General features: G+C 59.1%; 16 protein-coding genes. 13 read left to right on the top strand and 3 right to left on the bottom strand.

The window, feature by feature from the left end:
* Nucleotides 1-10: 10 nt before the first annotated feature.
* Complete coding sequence (locus HZS81_RS03905) at nt 11-1,957, top strand: sensor domain-containing diguanylate cyclase (RefSeq protein ID WP_179929244.1); 1,947 nt, start codon at nt 11-13, stop codon at nt 1,955-1,957.
* On the opposite strand, the gene tadA is transcribed toward HZS81_RS03905, so the two are convergent.
* Complete coding sequence (gene tadA / locus HZS81_RS03900; protein WP_179929243.1) at nt 1,954-2,412, bottom strand: tRNA adenosine(34) deaminase TadA; 459 nt, start codon at nt 2,410-2,412, stop codon at nt 1,954-1,956. The two genes, HZS81_RS03905 and tadA, sit on opposite strands and share 4 nt — an antisense overlap.
* Nucleotides 2,413-2,488: 76 nt before the next feature.
* On the opposite strand from tadA, the gene HZS81_RS03895 reads away from it, so the two are divergent.
* Nucleotides 2,489-3,322, top strand: a complete 834-nt coding sequence (locus HZS81_RS03895; RefSeq protein WP_179929242.1) for an acyl-CoA thioesterase — start codon at nt 2,489-2,491, stop codon at nt 3,320-3,322.
* 131 nt (nt 3,323-3,453) lie between these two features.
* Here HZS81_RS03895 and HZS81_RS03890 read toward each other — a convergent pair whose 3' ends face one another.
* Both HZS81_RS03890 and rpmE read right to left on the bottom strand, forming a co-directional pair.
* Nucleotides 3,454-4,722, bottom strand: a complete 1,269-nt coding sequence (locus HZS81_RS03890; protein WP_179929241.1) for a malic enzyme-like NAD(P)-binding protein — start codon at nt 4,720-4,722, stop codon at nt 3,454-3,456.
* A gap of 314 nt (nt 4,723-5,036) precedes the next feature.
* On the bottom strand, nt 5,037-5,249 hold the full coding sequence (rpmE, locus tag HZS81_RS03885) for a 50S ribosomal protein L31 (protein WP_179929240.1): 213 nt from the start codon (nt 5,247-5,249) through the stop codon (nt 5,037-5,039).
* A gap of 146 nt (nt 5,250-5,395) precedes the next feature.
* Between rpmE and HZS81_RS03880 the strand changes: the two genes are divergently transcribed.
* From HZS81_RS03880 to tatA, 11 genes are all read left to right on the top strand, one after another.
* Nucleotides 5,396-7,627: a primosomal protein N' gene (locus HZS81_RS03880; protein ID WP_179929239.1), complete on the top strand. Its 2,232-nt coding sequence runs from the start codon at nt 5,396-5,398 to the stop codon at nt 7,625-7,627.
* A gap of 95 nt (nt 7,628-7,722) precedes the next feature.
* Nucleotides 7,723-9,408 carry an arginine--tRNA ligase gene (gene argS, locus HZS81_RS03875; RefSeq protein ID WP_179929238.1) on the top strand — a complete coding sequence of 562 codons (1,686 nt, stop codon included), beginning with the start codon at nt 7,723-7,725 and terminating at the stop codon, nt 9,406-9,408.
* Nucleotides 9,409-9,411: 3 nt separating this feature from the next.
* Nucleotides 9,412-10,167 carry an SPOR domain-containing protein gene (locus tag HZS81_RS03870; protein WP_179929237.1) on the top strand — a complete coding sequence of 252 codons (756 nt, stop codon included), beginning with the start codon at nt 9,412-9,414 and terminating at the stop codon, nt 10,165-10,167.
* Between the two features lie 159 nt (nt 10,168-10,326).
* Nucleotides 10,327-10,845: an ATP-dependent protease subunit HslV gene (gene hslV, locus HZS81_RS03865; protein WP_179929236.1), complete on the top strand. Its 519-nt coding sequence runs from the start codon at nt 10,327-10,329 to the stop codon at nt 10,843-10,845.
* 3 nt (nt 10,846-10,848) lie between these two features.
* Nucleotides 10,849-12,171 carry an ATP-dependent protease ATPase subunit HslU gene (gene hslU, locus HZS81_RS03860; RefSeq protein WP_179929235.1) on the top strand — a complete coding sequence of 441 codons (1,323 nt, stop codon included), beginning with the start codon at nt 10,849-10,851 and terminating at the stop codon, nt 12,169-12,171.
* A gap of 138 nt (nt 12,172-12,309) precedes the next feature.
* Nucleotides 12,310-12,693, top strand: coding sequence for a gamma-butyrobetaine hydroxylase family protein (locus tag HZS81_RS03855; RefSeq protein ID WP_179929234.1), 384 nt, complete (start codon nt 12,310-12,312; stop codon nt 12,691-12,693).
* Nucleotides 12,694-12,822: 129 nt separating this feature from the next.
* A complete protein-coding gene (ubiE, locus tag HZS81_RS03850) occupies nt 12,823-13,578 on the top strand; it encodes a bifunctional demethylmenaquinone methyltransferase/2-methoxy-6-polyprenyl-1,4-benzoquinol methylase UbiE (RefSeq protein ID WP_179929233.1) in 756 nt (251 codons plus the stop codon).
* Nucleotides 13,579-13,657: 79 nt separating this feature from the next.
* Nucleotides 13,658-14,341, top strand: coding sequence for a ubiquinone biosynthesis accessory factor UbiJ (locus HZS81_RS03845; protein WP_179929458.1), 684 nt, complete (start codon nt 13,658-13,660; stop codon nt 14,339-14,341).
* On the top strand, nt 14,338-15,960 hold the full coding sequence (gene ubiB / locus HZS81_RS03840) for a ubiquinone biosynthesis regulatory protein kinase UbiB (RefSeq protein WP_179929232.1): 1,623 nt from the start codon (nt 14,338-14,340) through the stop codon (nt 15,958-15,960). The genes HZS81_RS03845 and ubiB overlap by 4 nt, the downstream gene beginning before the upstream one ends.
* 67 nt (nt 15,961-16,027) lie before the next feature.
* Complete coding sequence (locus HZS81_RS03835; protein ID WP_179929231.1) at nt 16,028-16,393, top strand: phosphoribosyl-ATP diphosphatase; 366 nt, start codon at nt 16,028-16,030, stop codon at nt 16,391-16,393.
* A gap of 71 nt (nt 16,394-16,464) precedes the next feature.
* Entirely contained in the window at nt 16,465-16,740 is a 276-nt protein-coding gene (gene tatA, locus HZS81_RS03830) for a Sec-independent protein translocase subunit TatA (protein ID WP_179929230.1), read from the top strand.
* Nucleotide 16,741: the final 1 nt, after the last annotated feature.

Raw genomic sequence — 16,741 nt, 5'->3', positions numbered from 1 at the left:
CGAGGGCTTCATGCGATTACCCACCCGCCCCGCCACATGGTGGCTGATATTAACCAGCGCAGCGGCGGCCGTTGGGTTTGCCAACGCCCTTAGCATCAGCACGGTCACCTTAATCACCTCGACACTCGCGTTATGGGCGTCACTTATCCAACGCGAGGTGTTGGCGCGTAGCCTCGCTGGGCTCACGTTGGTGCTACTGCTACCGGGTTTTTTAAGCTACATCACGCCGGAAGGATGGATCAGCACGGCACAATGGCAAGCCTGGGCCAGCGGGGTTCTATCCGACAGCCGGCTTGAAACGTGGCGCGCGCCGCTACTGGTAACACTAACGCTTGCACTGCTCGCGCTTAGCCTGCTGCTGCGCCAGCTAGCCCGCCTTGGGGCGCCTGTGCTGCTGGCTGCCGCGCTACTGTTGCTCTGCACCCAGCTAATTGACCGGATCATTGGCCACGACCCACCTACCCTGCTCCACTACAACGCAAGCGGCGGCGCCCTTTTTACGTTGACCCTGATGATCGCTACCCACATCGCGTTTGTTTGGTCGCACTGGCGCGACAAGCGCTACATTGGCAGCGCGTTATGGCCCGCGATCACCCTAATGCTATTGGCGTTACTGCTATGGCAACAGCAGCATCGCTATATGGAATCGGCGCTTTATCAACGCACCCACGCCGAAGGCAAGGAGCTGATCAGCCGATTAACGTCCGATATCCAAGCGCACCGCCAAGCCATGCGCCGTTTCTCGCGCTTTTGGCAACTGCTCGATGAAGCACCTAGCGCGCAACAATGGGCGCGTCAGGCGGCAGATTACCACGCTGATTTTCGTTACTTCCTGAATATCGCCTTTATCGCGAACGACAGCCAAGTCACCCACGTTTACCCACCCACGCTGCTCAATCGCAATATCCAGGGGCAACGGTTGTTTGAGGCTCAGCCGAGCGGTAGACAAGCGTTAGCGCCGGCGCTCCAGGGGGAAAGCAAAGGCAGCACGGGGCTGGTGGAACTGTTACAAGGCGGACCCGGTATCATTTATTATTGGCCGATCAAAACCGCCAACCAAACCCCGGTCGGCGCGGCCGCGATGGCGGTGAGCATCCCGATGCTCGCGGACATTTTATTTGCTCCCCTCACTCCTGAGCATGCGGCGCTGCGCTGGCACGATAACGGCAACGTTCTCGCGCGCTTTGGCACCTCGACTCACCCTGGCCCTTGGCAGCACCATTACACGCTGACCCTCGGCCAAGAACCACTCACGCTCTCCCGCCAGCCCAACCGCGATTACCTACTGAGCCAAATGCAGCGACTGCCTTCCATTGGCTTAAGCATTGCGCTTGTACTGGCGTATCTGCTTTATCTGGTGCTCTATACTTTCAAGCGCCTCGGTGAACAGCATCGCGCCATGCGCTTTAGTAACCATATGCTGCAGCGAGAAATTAAAAAGCGCAGCCAACTGCAAAAAGAGGTGGAGTGGCTTGCGCGCCACGACGAACTCACTGGGATCGCCAATCGCCGCCACTTTTTAGAACGGGCTCGCGATGACACACAGGCGCTCCCGCTAAGCCTGATTCTTTGTGATATTGACCACTTCAAACGCATCAACGACCAGCTTGGCCACCTAGTAGGAGATGACTATTTAAAAGCCACCGCCAAGCTCGGTGCAGCTCTTATTGAACAGCACGGCGGCATCTTTGCGCGCTATGGCGGTGAGGAGTTTGTCGCGTGGCTACCGGGGGTCGATCATCAACACGCCTTGGCGATTGCCGAGCAGCTGCGACGCCAAATGATGGCGCTCTCGCTGGCCCACGCTGACGACACGCCGTTGACGCTAAGCGCGGGTGTTGTCACTCATACTCAAGGCGAGGTCGATATGCCGCGCTTGATGCAGGCCGCTGACGAGGCGCTTTACCGCACCAAAACGCAGGGACGCAACCGCGTAGCAAGCGCTAAAACCGATTAGTCTGAACGGCGGTCGGCAAAAAAAGCTTTCAGCAGCTGCTTTGACGGTGCCTTTAGCACGCCACCCGTCACCGCCACTTGGTGGTTGAACCACGGCTGAGCGAGCAAGTTGGCTTTTGACTCCACCATGCCCGTACGCGGCTCTGGGGCGGCGTAGACTAGCCGCGCAATGCGCGCGTGGACCATGGCGCCAGCGCACATCATGCACGGCTCCAACGTCACAAACAGCGTACAACCATCCAGGCGGTAGTTGCGGGCTTTTTCACCGGCGCGACGCAGGGCAAGAATTTCCGCATGAGCACTAGGGTCGCAGCCGGCCACCGGGGTGTTGTAAGCGGCGGCGAGCACTTCACCATCGGGTGCCACCACGACCGCGCCCACCGGCACTTCGCCTGCCGCAAAAGCCAAATGCGCCTGATCGAGCGCCCGGTGCATGTAAAATTCATCGCTGCGCATGGTGGCAAACTCCGTTATGGTAGGCCAAACGCCCGTATGATAGCGATAAGGATACCGTTCAAGGAACCCGCTTTTTATGACTGACGCACTGAACCAGCTTGTTGACCTGCTCAATCTAGAGCCACTAGAAGAAACGCTGTTTCGCGGCCAGAGCCAGGATTTAGGTTTCCCTCAGCTGTACGGCGGCCAAGTTCTCGGGCAAGCGCTCGCGGCCGCTTCCAGCACCGTGCCCGGCGAGCGCCACCCGCACTCGCAACATGGCTACTTTTTACGCCCCGGCGACCCCCACCGCCCCGTGGTCTACCAAGTCGACACCGTGCGCGACGGCGGAAGCTTTACCACCCGCCGGGTCACCGCGATTCAAAAAGGGCGGCCGATCTTTTTTTGCAGTGCTTCTTTTCATACGCCGGAGCCCAACCCGATTGCCCATCAGTGCCGGATGCCGGATGTTCCCACGCCGGAAATGCTCCTGGAAAACGGTCAAGCGCACCATTCGCGCTTTAAGGGCCATCCAAGCGAGTTTTTATACCTGCCCGGCAAACTCGACGGCCATCTACCCGCCGAACGCTGCCTATGGTTTCGCTTCGCCGGAGGGAAGCTTCCCGATGATGCGCCGCTGCACCGTCACCTGCTCTCGTACGCGTCGGATTTCAATTTGCTTACCACCGGACTTCTGCCCCAAGGCGTAGAATACACCGACCCCAAACTGCGTATCGCCAGCCTCGATCATGCCCTATGGCTACACAACGACGCTCGCCTGGATGATTGGTTGTTATATGCTACCGACTCCCCTTGGGCCGGTGGCGCACGCGGGCTCGCGCGCGGACACATCTATAACCGCGAAGGGTTGCTGATCGCCTCCACGGCGCAGGAAGGCTTAATGCGCCTGCATGATGAACCGATCCGTTAAAGCGGGTTTTGCTACAAGCGAGTCAGCGAAAAACGATTCTGCTAAAACGGTTCTGCTAGAAAGACAGACGCCCGCAAAAAGCGGGCATCGTCGTTTTGATCGATAACGCGCGTCACGCGCGCATTACGCCATTAACCGTAAACGTCGTTGATGCTTTGCAGCGGGTAGTGCGCCGGGTAAGGTTTGCGCGCCACGCCAGTCTCCACCGCAGCCTGCGCGACGGCCGAAGAGACACGATCCAACAGGCGAATATCCACGGGTGTAGGGATAATGTACTCGCGGCCGAAACTCATTTCGTCGCACTCGTAGGCATCGAGTACCTCTTGCGGTACCGGCTCGCGGGCGAGATCTTTTAGTGCGTGAACCGCAGCAACCTTCATTGCCTCGTTGATACGCCTGGCGCGAACGTCCAGCGCTCCGCGGAAGATAAACGGAAAGCCCAGCACGTTGTTGACTTGATTGGGGAAATCCGACCGACCGGTGGCCATGATCACATCCGGGCGCGCTTCGCGGGCGACATCCGGGTGAATTTCCGGGTCGGGGTTGGTGCAGGCGAAAATGACCGGGTCCGCCGCCATCTTCTTCACCTGATCGGCGGAAAGCAGTCCAGGGCCGGAAAGGCCGACAAACACATCGGCGCCATCGATGGCGTCATCCAGAGTGCGCATATCGGTATCCAGCGCAAACTCGGCCTTATACGCATTGATGCCTTCTCGGCTTTTATGGATAACGCCACGACGGTCGAGCATCACGAGTTTGTCCTGGCTCGCGCCACAGGCCACCAGCAGGCGCATGCAAGCAATGGCGGCGGCCCCGGCGCCCATGCAGACGATTTTCACGTCTTCAATCGCTTTTCCGGCGATGTCCAAGGCGTTGAGCATACCGGCAGCGGTAACAATCGCGGTGCCATGCTGATCATCGTGAAACACGGGGATATTACACTGCTCAATCAGGGCTTTTTCGATCTCAAAGCACTCTGGCGCTTTAATATCCTCAAGGTTGATGCCGCCCCAGGTATCGGCGATGCGCGCTACGGTGTCGATAAACGCTTGTGGGCTTTCCGCATTGACTTCGATATCCACCGAATTAATTCCGGCAAAACGCTTAAATAGCACGCCTTTACCTTCCATCACCGGCTTGCTCGCCATCGGGCCGAGATTTCCCAAACCCAAAATGGCGCTGCCATCAGAGATAACGGCAACGAGATTACCCTTCCCGGTATAGCGGTAGACATTCTCGCTATCACGAGCAATTTCTCGCACCGGCTCCGCCACGCCAGGACTATACGCCAACGCCAAATCCCGCCCGGTGGCGGTCGGTTTGGTCAGCTCTACCGAGAGCTTACCGGGAATGGGTTTGGCGTGATAATCCAAAGCAGCCTGCTTAAATGCATCCGTCATGGTCAGGGTCCAAGTTAACGTAGAAATCAAATCGTTATTTCAGAGTATAGAAAAACGCCAAGCGCCTCAAGCATGAGGCTCGCAGCAGCACAAAACGGCCGTTTAATAGACTTTTCGTTCTTTTTCACGTCATTTCGGCATTATTTGCTGAAACTTATATAAAAACACGCCCGCCATAACGCATACCTTAGCGATTTTGGGTAACATTTATGGAAACTTATTCCAAAACCAACGCGTTTTTTATAAAAAACCCCCGGCCAAAGCCAGGGGTTTAGATCAACACGTAGCGTACTTAAGCGATGCAGTCGAGCGACTTAGCGCTTGATTGCGGCGCCAAAACGCTTGTTAAAGCGTTCGACACGGCCACCGGTGGTCGCTTGCTTCTGCTTACCGGTGTAAAACGGGTGGCAATTAGAGCAGACGTCCAAGCTAAAGCCTTCGTTAGACGTGGAGCCAACCTGGAACTCAGCGCCGCACGAACAAGTGGCGGTGACCGTGTTGTATTTTGGGTGGATACCTTGTTTCATCTTGAGCCTCGTTGAGCTGTATGCCGCCACCTGATCACATGCCAGGCACCGCATACGGGTTTTGAAAAACGATTAACCGGTTAATCGCTCGAATCGCCTGGATTCAAGCGGCCGCACATTCTAGCAAACCTAACGCCGGAGGCCAATTGCCACGTACCCTTTCTATCGCCTCGCCTATTTTACGCGTGGCGCTTCCTTCCCCGCTAAGGCGCCTGTTTGACTACTTGCCCGCCGCGTCAGCGCCTGCCTGCGGTTGGCAGCCGGGATTACGCGTGCGCGTGCCGCTTGGGCGCCGCGAGGTCATCGGTGTGGTGATGGAGTTAGCCGAGAAGAGCGAACTGCCGCAAGCGCAGCTTCGCGCGGTAAGCGAGGCCCTCGACGACGCACCGCTACCGGCGGACTGGCGGTGGCTGTGCCGCTTTACTGCCCGCTACTATCAGCACAGCCTGGGCGATACACTCGCCAATGCCATGCCCGCCCGGCTGCGTCAAGGCCACCCCATGGCCGGGCGCACGCAAACTCTGTGGCAGCGCTCACCCACGTCACCTGCGGAGCCGAATTTTGGCCGCGCCACACGCCAAGCCGAGCTTTGGGCACTTCTTGGGCAGCACCCGCACGGTATGCCGGGGCGGGCCATTAGCGCCCACGGTTTCAGCCACGACACGCTCACACGGCTGGCGCAAAAAGGGCTGATTGAGTCCCGCGAGATTACGCTCACCGCACCCGCCTCGCCGAGCGGGCACTTACTCGCCTCCCCGGCGCTGCCGCTTAATCGCGAGCAAGCCGCGGTGCTTGCTGCGCTGCACGAGAAGCTTGATGGCTTTCACCCCTGCCTTATCGAAGGCGTCACCGGCAGCGGCAAAACCGAGGTGTATTTACAGCTGATCGAAGCCGTCGCCACCAAGGGCAAGCAATCGCTAGTGCTGGTGCCGGAAATCGGCCTCACGCCGCAGACGTTGGCACGCTTTCGCCGCCGCTTTAACGTGCCGGTGCTGGCGCTGCACTCGGGCCTCACCGACCCCGAACGCCTTGACGTATGGGAAGCCGCCACCAGCGGTCGCGCGCTAATCATCATCGGCACCCGTTCGGCGATATTCACCCCGCTTGCCAACCCCGGCGCGATCATCGTCGACGAAGAGCACGACGGCTCTTACAAACAGCAGGATGGCCTACGTTACCACGCCCGCGATCTCGCCGTCGCCCGCGCCCATCACCACCAAATCCCAGTGGTGCTGGGCAGCGCCACGCCTTCTTTAGAGAGCTTGCAGCGCGGGCTCGACGGCACTTACCGTCATCTACACTTGACCCAGCGTGCCAGCCGCCACCCGCCGGCGAAAATCGAACTGACCGACCTGCGCCATCAACCGCGCCAGGGTGGACTACTGCCCGGCGCTATCAAGGCGATTAAACACACGCTCAAAGCGGGCAAGCAGGTGCTGGTTTTTATCAACCGTCGCGGCTTTGCCCCGACACTGGCCTGCCACGCCTGTGGATGGATCGCCGATTGCGACGCGTGCGATGCCCGCATGACGCTCCACCGCCACCCCCCGCTGTTGGCCTGCCACCACTGTGATAGCCGCCGTGCACTGCCGGATGCATGCCCCGATTGCGGCAGCGGTGACCTGCGCGCGCTCGGCGCTGGCACCGAGCGCACCGAAGAGACACTGCAGGGCTTATTCCCCAAAACGCCGGTATATCGCATCGACCGCGATAGTACCCGGCGCAAAGATAGCTTCGAGCAAATCATCAAAGACATCCAGCGCGGCGAACCGTGTCTTCTGGTGGGGACACAAATGCTGGCCAAGGGCCACCACTTGCCTCATGTCACACTGGTGGTGGTGATCAATGCCGACGGCGGGCTGTATGCGGCCGACTTTCGCGCCTTGGAGCACAGCGCGCAATTATTGGAGCAAGTCGCGGGGCGCGCCGGGCGCGCTGCCGACCCCGGCCGTGTGCTGGTGCAAACGCTCCACCCCGACGACCCGCATCTTAGCCAACTGGCCGAACACGGCTACGGAGCGCTGGCGCGCCATTTACTCGAAGAGCGCCGCATCGCGCAGCTGCCGCCGTTTAGCTTTATGGCGCTGTTGCGCGTGGAAAGCCCGCAGATCGATGCCGCCACGACGCTGGCCCAAGATGCCGCGCTTTACCTGCACGAGTGGGTCAACACCCAGCAAAGCCCGGTGCGCTGTTTAGGCCCGGTGCCAGCGCCCATGGAGCGACGCCAAAACCGCTACCACCTGCACATCATGCTTAGCGCCGACAAACGCAGCCAGCTCCACCAGGCCGCCAGCGTGTTGGTGCAGTGGTTGGAGCAAAGCCGCGACGCACGCCGCGTTCGCTGGTCGCTGGACATCGACCCACAGACACTGGTTTGAAAGTGGGCAACAATCGCCGATAATACGCCCTTTACGATGCGCGCCCGTTACAGGCGCCCGCGCACGCCGCCACCGACGTTACCCGGATACTGCCCATGAAAGACACCATTGTTTCTCTGCTCGAAGGCGCCGTTGCCGCGCTCAAGCACCAAGGCGTGCTGCCAAACGATATGTCCCCGACGATCAAAGTCGACCCCACCAAAGACAAAGCCCACGGCGATTACGCCACCAACTTGGCGCTAGCGATGGCCAAACCGGCGGGCATGAAACCGCGCGAGCTGGCAGACGCCGTGATTAACGCCCTACCGGAAAGCGATGCCGTGCAAAAAACCGAGATTGCCGGCCCCGGTTTTATCAACTTCTTCGCCGCCGCCGATGCCGCCGCGCAGGTGGTGGCGCAAGTGCTCGACTGCGGCGACACCTTTGGCCGCAGCATGCTCGGCAAAGGCGAAAAGGTGCAGGTCGAGTTTGTCTCCGCCAACCCCACCGGGCCCTTGCACGTGGGCCACGGCCGCGGCGCGGCGATTGGCGATTGCCTGTGCCGGCTGCTCGAAGCAACCGGTTATGACGTCACCCGCGAGTTTTATTACAACGATGCCGGCGCGCAGATCAAAAACCTCGCGCTCTCGGTGCAAGCGCGCGCCAAGGGCCTCGGTCCCGACGACGCCAGCTGGCCCGCAGAGGGTTATCGCGGCGAGTACATCGCCGATGTCGCCAACGACTACCTCGCGGGCAAGACCGTCACCGCCGACGACCGCGAAGTGACCGCCATGACCGACCCAAATGATCTCGATGCGATTCAAGCGTTCGCCGTAGCGTGGCTGCGCCGCGAGCAGGACCTCGACCTCAAGGCGTTCGGCGTTGAATTCGACGTCTACTTCCTTGAATCGTCGCTCTACCAGGATGGCAAGGTCGACGCCACCGTTGAGAAACTGATCGATGGCGGCCACACGTTTGAGGAAGACGGCGCCCTGTGGCTTCGCACCACCGATTTCGGCGACGACAAAGACCGCGTGATGCGCAAGCGCGAAGGTGGCTACACCTACTTCCTGCCCGATGTCGCCTACCACCTCGATAAGTGGCAGCGCGGCTACAAAACCGTGATCAACGAGCAAGGCGCCGACCACCACTCCACCGTGACCCGTGTGCGTGCTGGCCTGCAGGCGCTGGAAGTCGGCATTCCCAAGGGCTGGCCGGATTACGTACTGCACCAGATGGTGATGGTGACCCGCTCAGGCGTCGAGGTAAAACTCTCCAAGCGCGCGGGCAGCTACGTAACCGTGCGCGACTTGATCGATGAAGTCGGCCGCGACGCGACGCGCTTTTTCCTCGCCGCCCGCCGCGCCGATTCGCAGCTGACTTTCGACATTGATCTCGCCCGCTCGCAGTCTAACGACAACCCGGTGTACTACATTCAGTACGCCCACGCGCGGGTGTGCAGTATGCTGCGTAAAGCCCAAGACGCCGATCAGCCGTTTATGCACGACTTGGCGCTGGAAAACTTGGCGCTGCTAGACAGCGATCAGGAAAAAGCCGTGCTCAATCGCTTAGCGCGCTTTCCTGAAGTGGTCGAACATGCCGCCAAAAACCGCGAGCCGCAGCAGGTCGCGCAGTACCTGCTGGACCTTGCTGGCGATTTCCACACCTGCTACAACGCGGTGAAGGTAATGGTCGATGACGATGCCACCCGTAACGCCCGCTTGAGTTTAGGCCTGGCGACGCGCCAAGTGCTGCGCAACGGCCTCGATTTGATGGGTGTTAGCGCGCCAGAGGAGATGTAACCCATGGCCACCCCGCGCAAGAAACCCACCCGTGGCGCCACCTCGCAGCGCAAAAAGCCAGCTAAAAAGCAGGCGGGTTTTCGGCTACCCGGCTGGCTATGGGGGTTGGCCGGGATGGCGGCGGGGTTCTTCCTGGCACAGCATCAGCATGGCACCGCGCCGTGGCAGGAGCAGCCGGACGACACACCCCAAGCCACGGTGATCTCCAAAGAGCAGCGCGAGGCGCAAAACGCCGCCCGAGAAACCGAGCAGGACGACGAGCCCTCGATGCCGACGTTTGAGTTTTACACGCTGCTGCCGGAAACCGAAGTTATCGCCCCGGGAGGCACCGTGCCTTCTAGCGTCAATCGCCCAGAGGCAACCGCCGATGCGACCGAAGTCATCGCGGAACCGCCAGTGAATGAATCGGTGCCAAGCGATAGCACCCCCTCGGTCAGCGAGGATGACCCCATCGCCCGAGTGATCGCGGCCAATAGCACCGACACCAGCCCATCAACTAACGCACAAACGGAGCCCCCGCCGCCGGGGCGCTATATGCTGCAGGCAGCGTCTTTTCGCGAGCTCAACGATGCCGAAAAGCTACGCAGCCGACTGCGTAATTTGAGCCTGTTGGCGCAAATTAGCGAAGTACAGGCCGGTGGTAATACCTGGCACCGGGTGCAAGTAGGCCCTTACGAAGACACCCGCGAGCTCACGCGGGCGCAGGATTTGATGGGCACGCAAGGCATTGAGCCGCTTTTGATCCAGCTACAGAACTAAAACACACACCGGAACTGAAAAACGTGCCAGCACAGCTCAGCGGGCGGTTGATTTTTTATCGGCTGCCCGCATTTTGTTGGGACTCGCTTTTTTTCAGCGGCCGCCGCCTTGGCGGCCGGTTCGTCATCGGGAGCTCGCCTCCCACAAGGAGTTATCTCCATGACTACGATTGTTTCCGTGCGTCGCGGTGACCAAGTTGCGCTGGCAGGGGATGGCCAGGTGTCACTGGGCAACACCGTGATGAAAGGCAACGCCAGTAAAGTCCGCCGCCTCTACCGCGGAAGAGTGCTGGCCGGGTTTGCCGGCGGCACCGCCGATGCCTTCACGCTGTTTGAGCGCTTTGAAGCGCAGCTAGAGAAATACCAAGGCCACCTCACCAAGGCCGCCGTGGAGCTGGCGAAAGATTGGCGTACCGACCGTGCCCTACGCCGCTTAGAGGCGCTCTTGGCGGTAGCCGACCACAGCGCCTCGCTGATCATTACCGGTAATGGCGATGTCGTTGAGCCCGAGCGTGGCATTATCGCCATCGGCTCCGGCGGCAACTTCGCGCTTTCAAGCGCCCGGGCGCTGTTGGAAAACACCGACCTTTCGGCGCGTGAGATTACCGAGAAATCGCTAGAAATCGCCGGTGACATCTGCGTGTTCACCAACCACCACGTCACGATGGAAGAGCTATAAGCCATGACTCAGATGACTCCCCGCGAGATCGTTCACGCGTTAGATCAGTTCATCATCGGCCAGCAAGATGCCAAGCGCGCCGTCGCCGTCGCCTTGCGTAACCGCTGGCGCCGCATGCAGCTCGACGACGAGTTGCGCGCAGAAGTGACGCCCAAAAACATCCTGATGATCGGCCCGACTGGCGTGGGTAAAACCGAAATTGCCCGCCGCTTGGCCAAGCTTGCCCGCGCGCCCTTTATCAAGGTGGAAGCGACCAAGTTCACCGAAGTGGGCTACGTGGGCCGCGATGTCGAATCGATCATCCGCGATTTGATGGAAGCCGCGATCAAAATGGTGCGCGAGCAAGCCAAAGAGGAAGTGGGTCACCGCGCCGAAGACGCGGCGGAAGACCGCATCCTCGATGCGCTGCTGCCGCCGCCCCGCGGTCAGGAAGACCAACCCCGCGAAGATAACGGCACACGCCAGACCTTCCGCAAGAAACTGCGCGAAGGCCAGCTCGATGATAAAGAGATCGATATCGAGCTATCTCAGCAGGGGCCGAACGTGGATATCATGACGCCGCCGGGCATGGAGGAGATGACCCAGCAGCTGTCGAGCCTGTTCTCCAACATGGGCCAACAAAAGCGCGAAACGCGCCGCGTCAAAGTCAAAGACGCCTTTGGCCTGCTGCGCGACGAGGAAGCGGGCAAGCTGGTCAACGAGGAGGATATCAAATCGCGCGCTGTGGAAGCGGTCGAGCAGCACGGTATCGTGTTCCTGGATGAAATCGATAAAGTCGCCAAGGGCAGCGGCCAATCCAGCGGTGGCGAGGTTTCCCGCGAGGGTGTGCAGCGCGACTTATTGCCGCTGATCGAAGGTTCCACCGTGTCGACCAAGCACGGCATGGTCAAGACAGACCACATTCTGTTCATCGCCTCGGGGGCATTCCACCTGTCGCGTCCGTCGGATTTGATTCCCGAATTACAGGGCCGCCTGCCGATTCGCGTTGAGCTCGACGCGCTCACACCGGGGGATTTCAAACGCATCCTCACCGAACCGTCGGCATCGCTGACCGCGCAATATCAAGCGTTACTGGCCACCGAAGGGCTGGATATTGACTTCACCCCAGACGGCATCGAGCGCATCGCCGAGATTGCTTGGCAGGTTAACGAAGGCACCGAAAATATCGGCGCACGCCGCCTACACACGGTAATGGAGCGACTCTTGGAAGAAGCGTCGTTCCGCGGTGGCGATATGGAAAGCCCGCTCTCAATTGACGCCGACTACGTCAACGCGCAGCTTGGCGAACTTGCCGTTGACGAAGATCTCTCACGCTATATCTTGTAACATGTAAATCGTTGTGTAATTCGCGCCTACAAACTGCCCGGCTCCGCTGGGCAGTTTGCGCTAGCTCTTATCTATGCTAGCTCTTATCTATGTTCGTTCGTCCTTTTCCATGTTAGCTCCCAGCCATGAGGCACCGTCATGAGCGCTAATACGCCTACCCGCGTTCACTACCATAAGAAAGCCCGCGAACTTGAACTCGGCTATGCCAACGGCGAAAGCTATCGGCTACCGATTGAGCTTTTGCGTGTATGCTCGCCTTCTGCGGAAGTGCGCGGCCACGGCGGCGACACGGCCGTCTTGCAAGTTGGCAAAAAACACGTGGGCCTGCAAAACATTACCCCGGCGGGCAACTACGCCCTCAAGCTGCATTTTGACGACGGCCACGACAGCGGCCTATTTAGTTGGAACTATCTCTACGAGCTTGCCACTCACCAAGACGATTACTGGCGCGACTATTTGCAGCGGCTTGAAGACGCTGGCGCTTCCCGCGAGCCGCTAGGCATTGAGGTTAAGCCGGTCTAGGTGAATCGCCGCAGCAGCGCAGACAAATCGGGGCAGACAAGGCTACAATGGCGCTCAACTTTTTTACGACAGTGTTAACTACGACTTCACCCACGGTTTAACCGTCTCGACTTCGGGAGCTACCGCCCCATGAGCCCCACGGAAAAGCGCACGACCCACTTCGGCTACGAAGAAGTGTCGGTCGATGAGAAAGCCTCGCGCGTCGCCGATGTTTTCCACTCCGTTGCCGCCCGTTATGACGTCATGAATGACCTGATGTCGATGGGCATTCATCGCCTATGGAAGCGTCTAACGATTGAGCGCTCGGGCGTTCGCCCCGGTCATCACGTGTTGGATATCGCCGGCGGCACGGGCGATTTAACACTTAAGTTTTCGCGCATGGTGGGCCCGCGCGGCAAGGTCGTACTCGCCGACATCAACGCCTCGATGCTGCACGTGGGGCGCGACAAGCTGATGGATAACGGCGTGGGCGGCAATGTCGAGTACGTGCAGGCCAATGCCGAGTGCTTGCCGTTTCCCGATAACAGTTTTGACTGCATCACTATTGCCTTTGGCCTGCGCAACGTCACCGATAAAGACGCTGCTCTGCGCTCCATGGCCCGCGTGCTAAAACCCGGCGGGCGTCTTCTCGTGCTGGAGTTTTCCAAGCCCGACAACCCGCTGCTCACCAAGGCGTACGATGAGTATTCGTTCCGTTTGCTGCCGAAAATAGGTCAGTTTGTTGCCGGCGATGAAGAAAGTTATCGCTACCTGGCCGAATCCATCCGCATGCACCCGGATCAAGAAACACTCAAAGGCATGATGGAAACTGCGGGACTTGACCGCGTTGAGTACACCAACCTGACCGGTGGTATTGTCGCGCTGCACCGCGGCATCAAACTATGAAGCAATCGACAACGCCAGTATCAATGAGGTTAGCCACGAAGGACTCCGCGACGATATGCGCAGCGACGACGAGGTCAGCATGCTGGTAACGCCCGCCCTGCTATTGGCTGGCTGCGAGCGCACGCTAAACGCGCTGCTAGCCCGTGACCCTGCCGCCCCAGCACGCCTTGAAGCCCTCGCAGGCAGCCGGCTGCTGATTCGCTTAGAGCAGCCACACCTTCAGCTCTTGCTGCACTTTCATCGCGGCGGCATCGATTTGCTCCGCGCCGAGGCGCTCGACGAAGCCGGCGCCGATGCAGTGGTTGAGCTTACGCCGGAGGCGCTATCCGAGTGGATCAGCGGCACTTCCGTTGAGCGACTAATGTTTGAAGGCAAGCTCTCGGTGCGTGGCCGCACGCACCTGCTGGAATCCACCCGTGAGCTTCTAACAGATCTGGATATCGACTGGGAAAGCGAGCTCGCTCGCTGGCTGGGAGCAACGCCCGCCCATTCGCTGGCCGAGGGTCTGCGCCGCGCGGCGCGCTGGGGCCTGCGCGCCAAAGACGAGTTGATGGCGGATGTCTCCGAATACGTATTTGAAGAGGCGCGGCTGCTACCCGGGCGTCAGCAGCGCGAGGTACTACGCGATCATCTCACCGATCTTGAGGTCGCTACCGACCGCTTAGAGGCACGCTTAAAGCGCTTACACCGACGCTTAACCCAGCAAAATAGCGAGGCCCAAGAAAAAAGTGTGACGGACAGTTCGGGAGAGACGCCGACATGAGCCTACGCTTAGTGCGCATTGGCTGGATCATTGCCCGCCACCGTTTGGATACGTTAATCCCGCTGGAGCGCCTTCCCTGGTGGATGCGTACGCTGCTGTGGTTCTCGCCGCTAAAACTTTTCCCTCGGGATGAGCGCTCCCGCGGCGAGCGCTTGCGCTTAGCGCTAGAAGGCTTGGGGCCGATTTTCGTCAAGCTCGGCCAGATGCTCTCAACGCGCCGCGATTTACTCCCCGAAGATATCGCCGACGAACTCAAACGCCTACAGGATCAAGTCCCCCCCTTCCCCGGCGATGCGGCCGTGGCACGGGTAGAAAAGCAGCTCGATATGTCGCTTAGCGATGCGTTTGCCAGTTTTGATCGCGTTCCGCTGGCCTCGGCGTCAATTGCCCAAGTCCACGCCGCCACGCTTCACAGCGGCGAAGAAGTGGTGGTCAAAATCATTCGCCCGGGCATTATGCGCATCATGCGCCAAGACATCGCGCTGCTCTACCAGATCGCCAAGCTGCTATCTAAAGTGCCCGAAGCGCGACGCTTGCGTCCGGTGGAAGTGATCCGCGACTACCAATCGACATTGTTTGATGAGCTTGATCTCTACAAAGAGGCGGCCAACACCTCGCAACTTAAACGCAATTTTAAAGACTCGCCGCTGCTGTTCGTGCCCACCATTCACTGGCCTTACACACGGCGACACGTCATGGTGCAAGAGCGTATTCGCGGCGTGCCGGTGGCCGATATGGCCACCTTGACTGCCTGCAACACCAACTTGAAAAAACTCGCCGAGAGCGGCGTGGAGTTATTTTTTACCCAAGTCTTTCGCGATAACTTCTTTCACGCCGACATGCACCCGGGCAATATTTTCGTTAACTGCGATGACCCCGAAAATCCCCAGTACATTGCTATCGACTGCGGCATTGTCGGCAGCCTCACCCGCGAGGACCAAGACTACTTGGCGCGTAACCTGCTGGCGTTTTTCCACCAGGATTACTATGAAGTCGCAGCGCTGCACATCGAGTCTGGCTGGGTGGGTGAAAACACCCGCGCCAACGAATTCGCCGCAGCGATTCGAACCGTGTGCGAACCGATTTTAGAAAAACCGTTAAAAGACATCTCATTTGGCCAAGTTTTGCTCGGCTTATTCCAAACGGCGCGACGCTTTAATATGGAAGTGCAGCCGCAGCTGGTACTGTTGCAAAAAACGCTACTCAACATCGAAGGCCTTGGCCGCCAGCTTTACCCAGATTTAGACCTGTGGAGCACTGCCAAGCCGTTTTTAGAGCGCTGGATGAAAGAGCGTGCGGGCGCACGCGGGCTGTGGGATTCTCTCAAACGCCAGGCGCCCGAGCTCTCCCACCAGCTACCGGAGCTACCGGTGTTAGCTCACAAGGCGCTTAGCCGCATGGAGTATGAGCATCGTCAACGCCACCAACAATCCAGCGCGATCACCTCGATTCGTCACCACCTAACGCGCCAAGGCAAGCGATCCTATCGCCTTCGCTTAGGGCTGATTCTGCTCGCCATCGCACTGGCGTGGCAGCCGCTCAGCCAGTGGGCGGCCACCCAGGAGTGGCCAGTGCTCGTCGCGGCGGTGATCGGGTTACTGCTACTGGCGTGGCATTAGCGCGCACGCAGATATTGACGAAGCAACATTGGCCAAGAGCTCTTAGCAAAAAACACGGACTGACGAGATGACAAACACGGCACCACCCAATACGTCGCCTGCCACGGACACCGTGCTAGAGACGCTCGCCGACGTTCTCAAGCAGCGGCGTCATGCCGCGCCGGAAGACTCTTATGTCGCGTCCTTGCATCATAAGGGTTTGAACAAGATACTCGAGAAAGTCGGTGAAGAAGCGACCGAAACACTGCTCGCCGCCAAAGACGCCGACGGTGGCGATGAGACGAAACACCAAGCGCTTATCGCTGAAACCGCCGATCTATGGTTTCATACGCTTGTGATGCTCTCCCACTTAGGGATGGATCACCAAGATGTACTGGATGAACTGGCGCGCCGCTTTGGGGTATCGGGCCACGATGAAAAAGCTGCTCGGTAAAAAAGCTCGCTTAAAGAGTACTTTTAAATAGCGCAAGATTCCCTTGTCGCATACAAAACGAGGACACGCATATGTTAGGTGGTATCAGTATTTGGCAGCTGCTGATTGTTCTGGGGATCATCATCCTGATTTTCGGCACCAAAAAATTGCGCAACGTGGGCACTGACTTAGGCGGTGCGGTAAAAGGCTTTAAGAAAGCCATACACGACGAAGAAAAAGAGGGTGAAAACAAAAAAGACGCGGACGCCGACAAACCGCAGGCAAAAGTCAGCCACGAAGAGGCTGGCAACACCTACGACGTTCAGGCAGAAGAAAAAAAGGCTGAACAAAGCGACGAGCGCAAATAAA

It is taken from the genome of Vreelandella salicampi (assembly GCF_013415105.1).
In the GTDB taxonomy this organism is placed as follows: Bacteria; Pseudomonadota; Gammaproteobacteria; order Pseudomonadales; family Halomonadaceae; genus Vreelandella; species Vreelandella salicampi.
Note: the sequence above shows the minus strand (reverse complement) of the source record. Positions and strands in the feature narration are given on the sequence as shown.

Excerpts from the sequence above, each read along its gene's own strand:
- HZS81_RS03905 (WP_179929244.1), top strand. The coding sequence starts at position 11 with ATGCGATTACCCACCCGCCCCGCCACATGGTGGCTGATATTAACCAGC.
- tadA (WP_179929243.1), bottom strand. The coding sequence starts at position 2,412 with ATGCGCAGCGATGAATTTTACATGCACCGGGCGCTCGATCAGGCGCAT.
- HZS81_RS03895 (WP_179929242.1), top strand. The coding sequence starts at position 2,489 with ATGACTGACGCACTGAACCAGCTTGTTGACCTGCTCAATCTAGAGCCA.
- HZS81_RS03890 (WP_179929241.1), bottom strand. The coding sequence starts at position 4,722 with ATGACGGATGCATTTAAGCAGGCTGCTTTGGATTATCACGCCAAACCC.
- rpmE (WP_179929240.1), bottom strand. The coding sequence starts at position 5,249 with ATGAAACAAGGTATCCACCCAAAATACAACACGGTCACCGCCACTTGT.
- argS (WP_179929238.1), top strand. The coding sequence starts at position 7,723 with ATGAAAGACACCATTGTTTCTCTGCTCGAAGGCGCCGTTGCCGCGCTC.
- HZS81_RS03870 (WP_179929237.1), top strand. The coding sequence starts at position 9,412 with ATGGCCACCCCGCGCAAGAAACCCACCCGTGGCGCCACCTCGCAGCGC.
- hslV (WP_179929236.1), top strand. The coding sequence starts at position 10,327 with ATGACTACGATTGTTTCCGTGCGTCGCGGTGACCAAGTTGCGCTGGCA.
- hslU (WP_179929235.1), top strand. The coding sequence starts at position 10,849 with ATGACTCAGATGACTCCCCGCGAGATCGTTCACGCGTTAGATCAGTTC.
- HZS81_RS03855 (WP_179929234.1), top strand. The coding sequence starts at position 12,310 with ATGAGCGCTAATACGCCTACCCGCGTTCACTACCATAAGAAAGCCCGC.
- ubiE (WP_179929233.1), top strand. The coding sequence starts at position 12,823 with ATGAGCCCCACGGAAAAGCGCACGACCCACTTCGGCTACGAAGAAGTG.
- HZS81_RS03845 (WP_179929458.1), top strand. The coding sequence starts at position 13,658 with ATGCTGGTAACGCCCGCCCTGCTATTGGCTGGCTGCGAGCGCACGCTA.
- ubiB (WP_179929232.1), top strand. The coding sequence starts at position 14,338 with ATGAGCCTACGCTTAGTGCGCATTGGCTGGATCATTGCCCGCCACCGT.
- HZS81_RS03835 (WP_179929231.1), top strand. The coding sequence starts at position 16,028 with ATGACAAACACGGCACCACCCAATACGTCGCCTGCCACGGACACCGTG.
- tatA (WP_179929230.1), top strand. The coding sequence starts at position 16,465 with ATGTTAGGTGGTATCAGTATTTGGCAGCTGCTGATTGTTCTGGGGATC.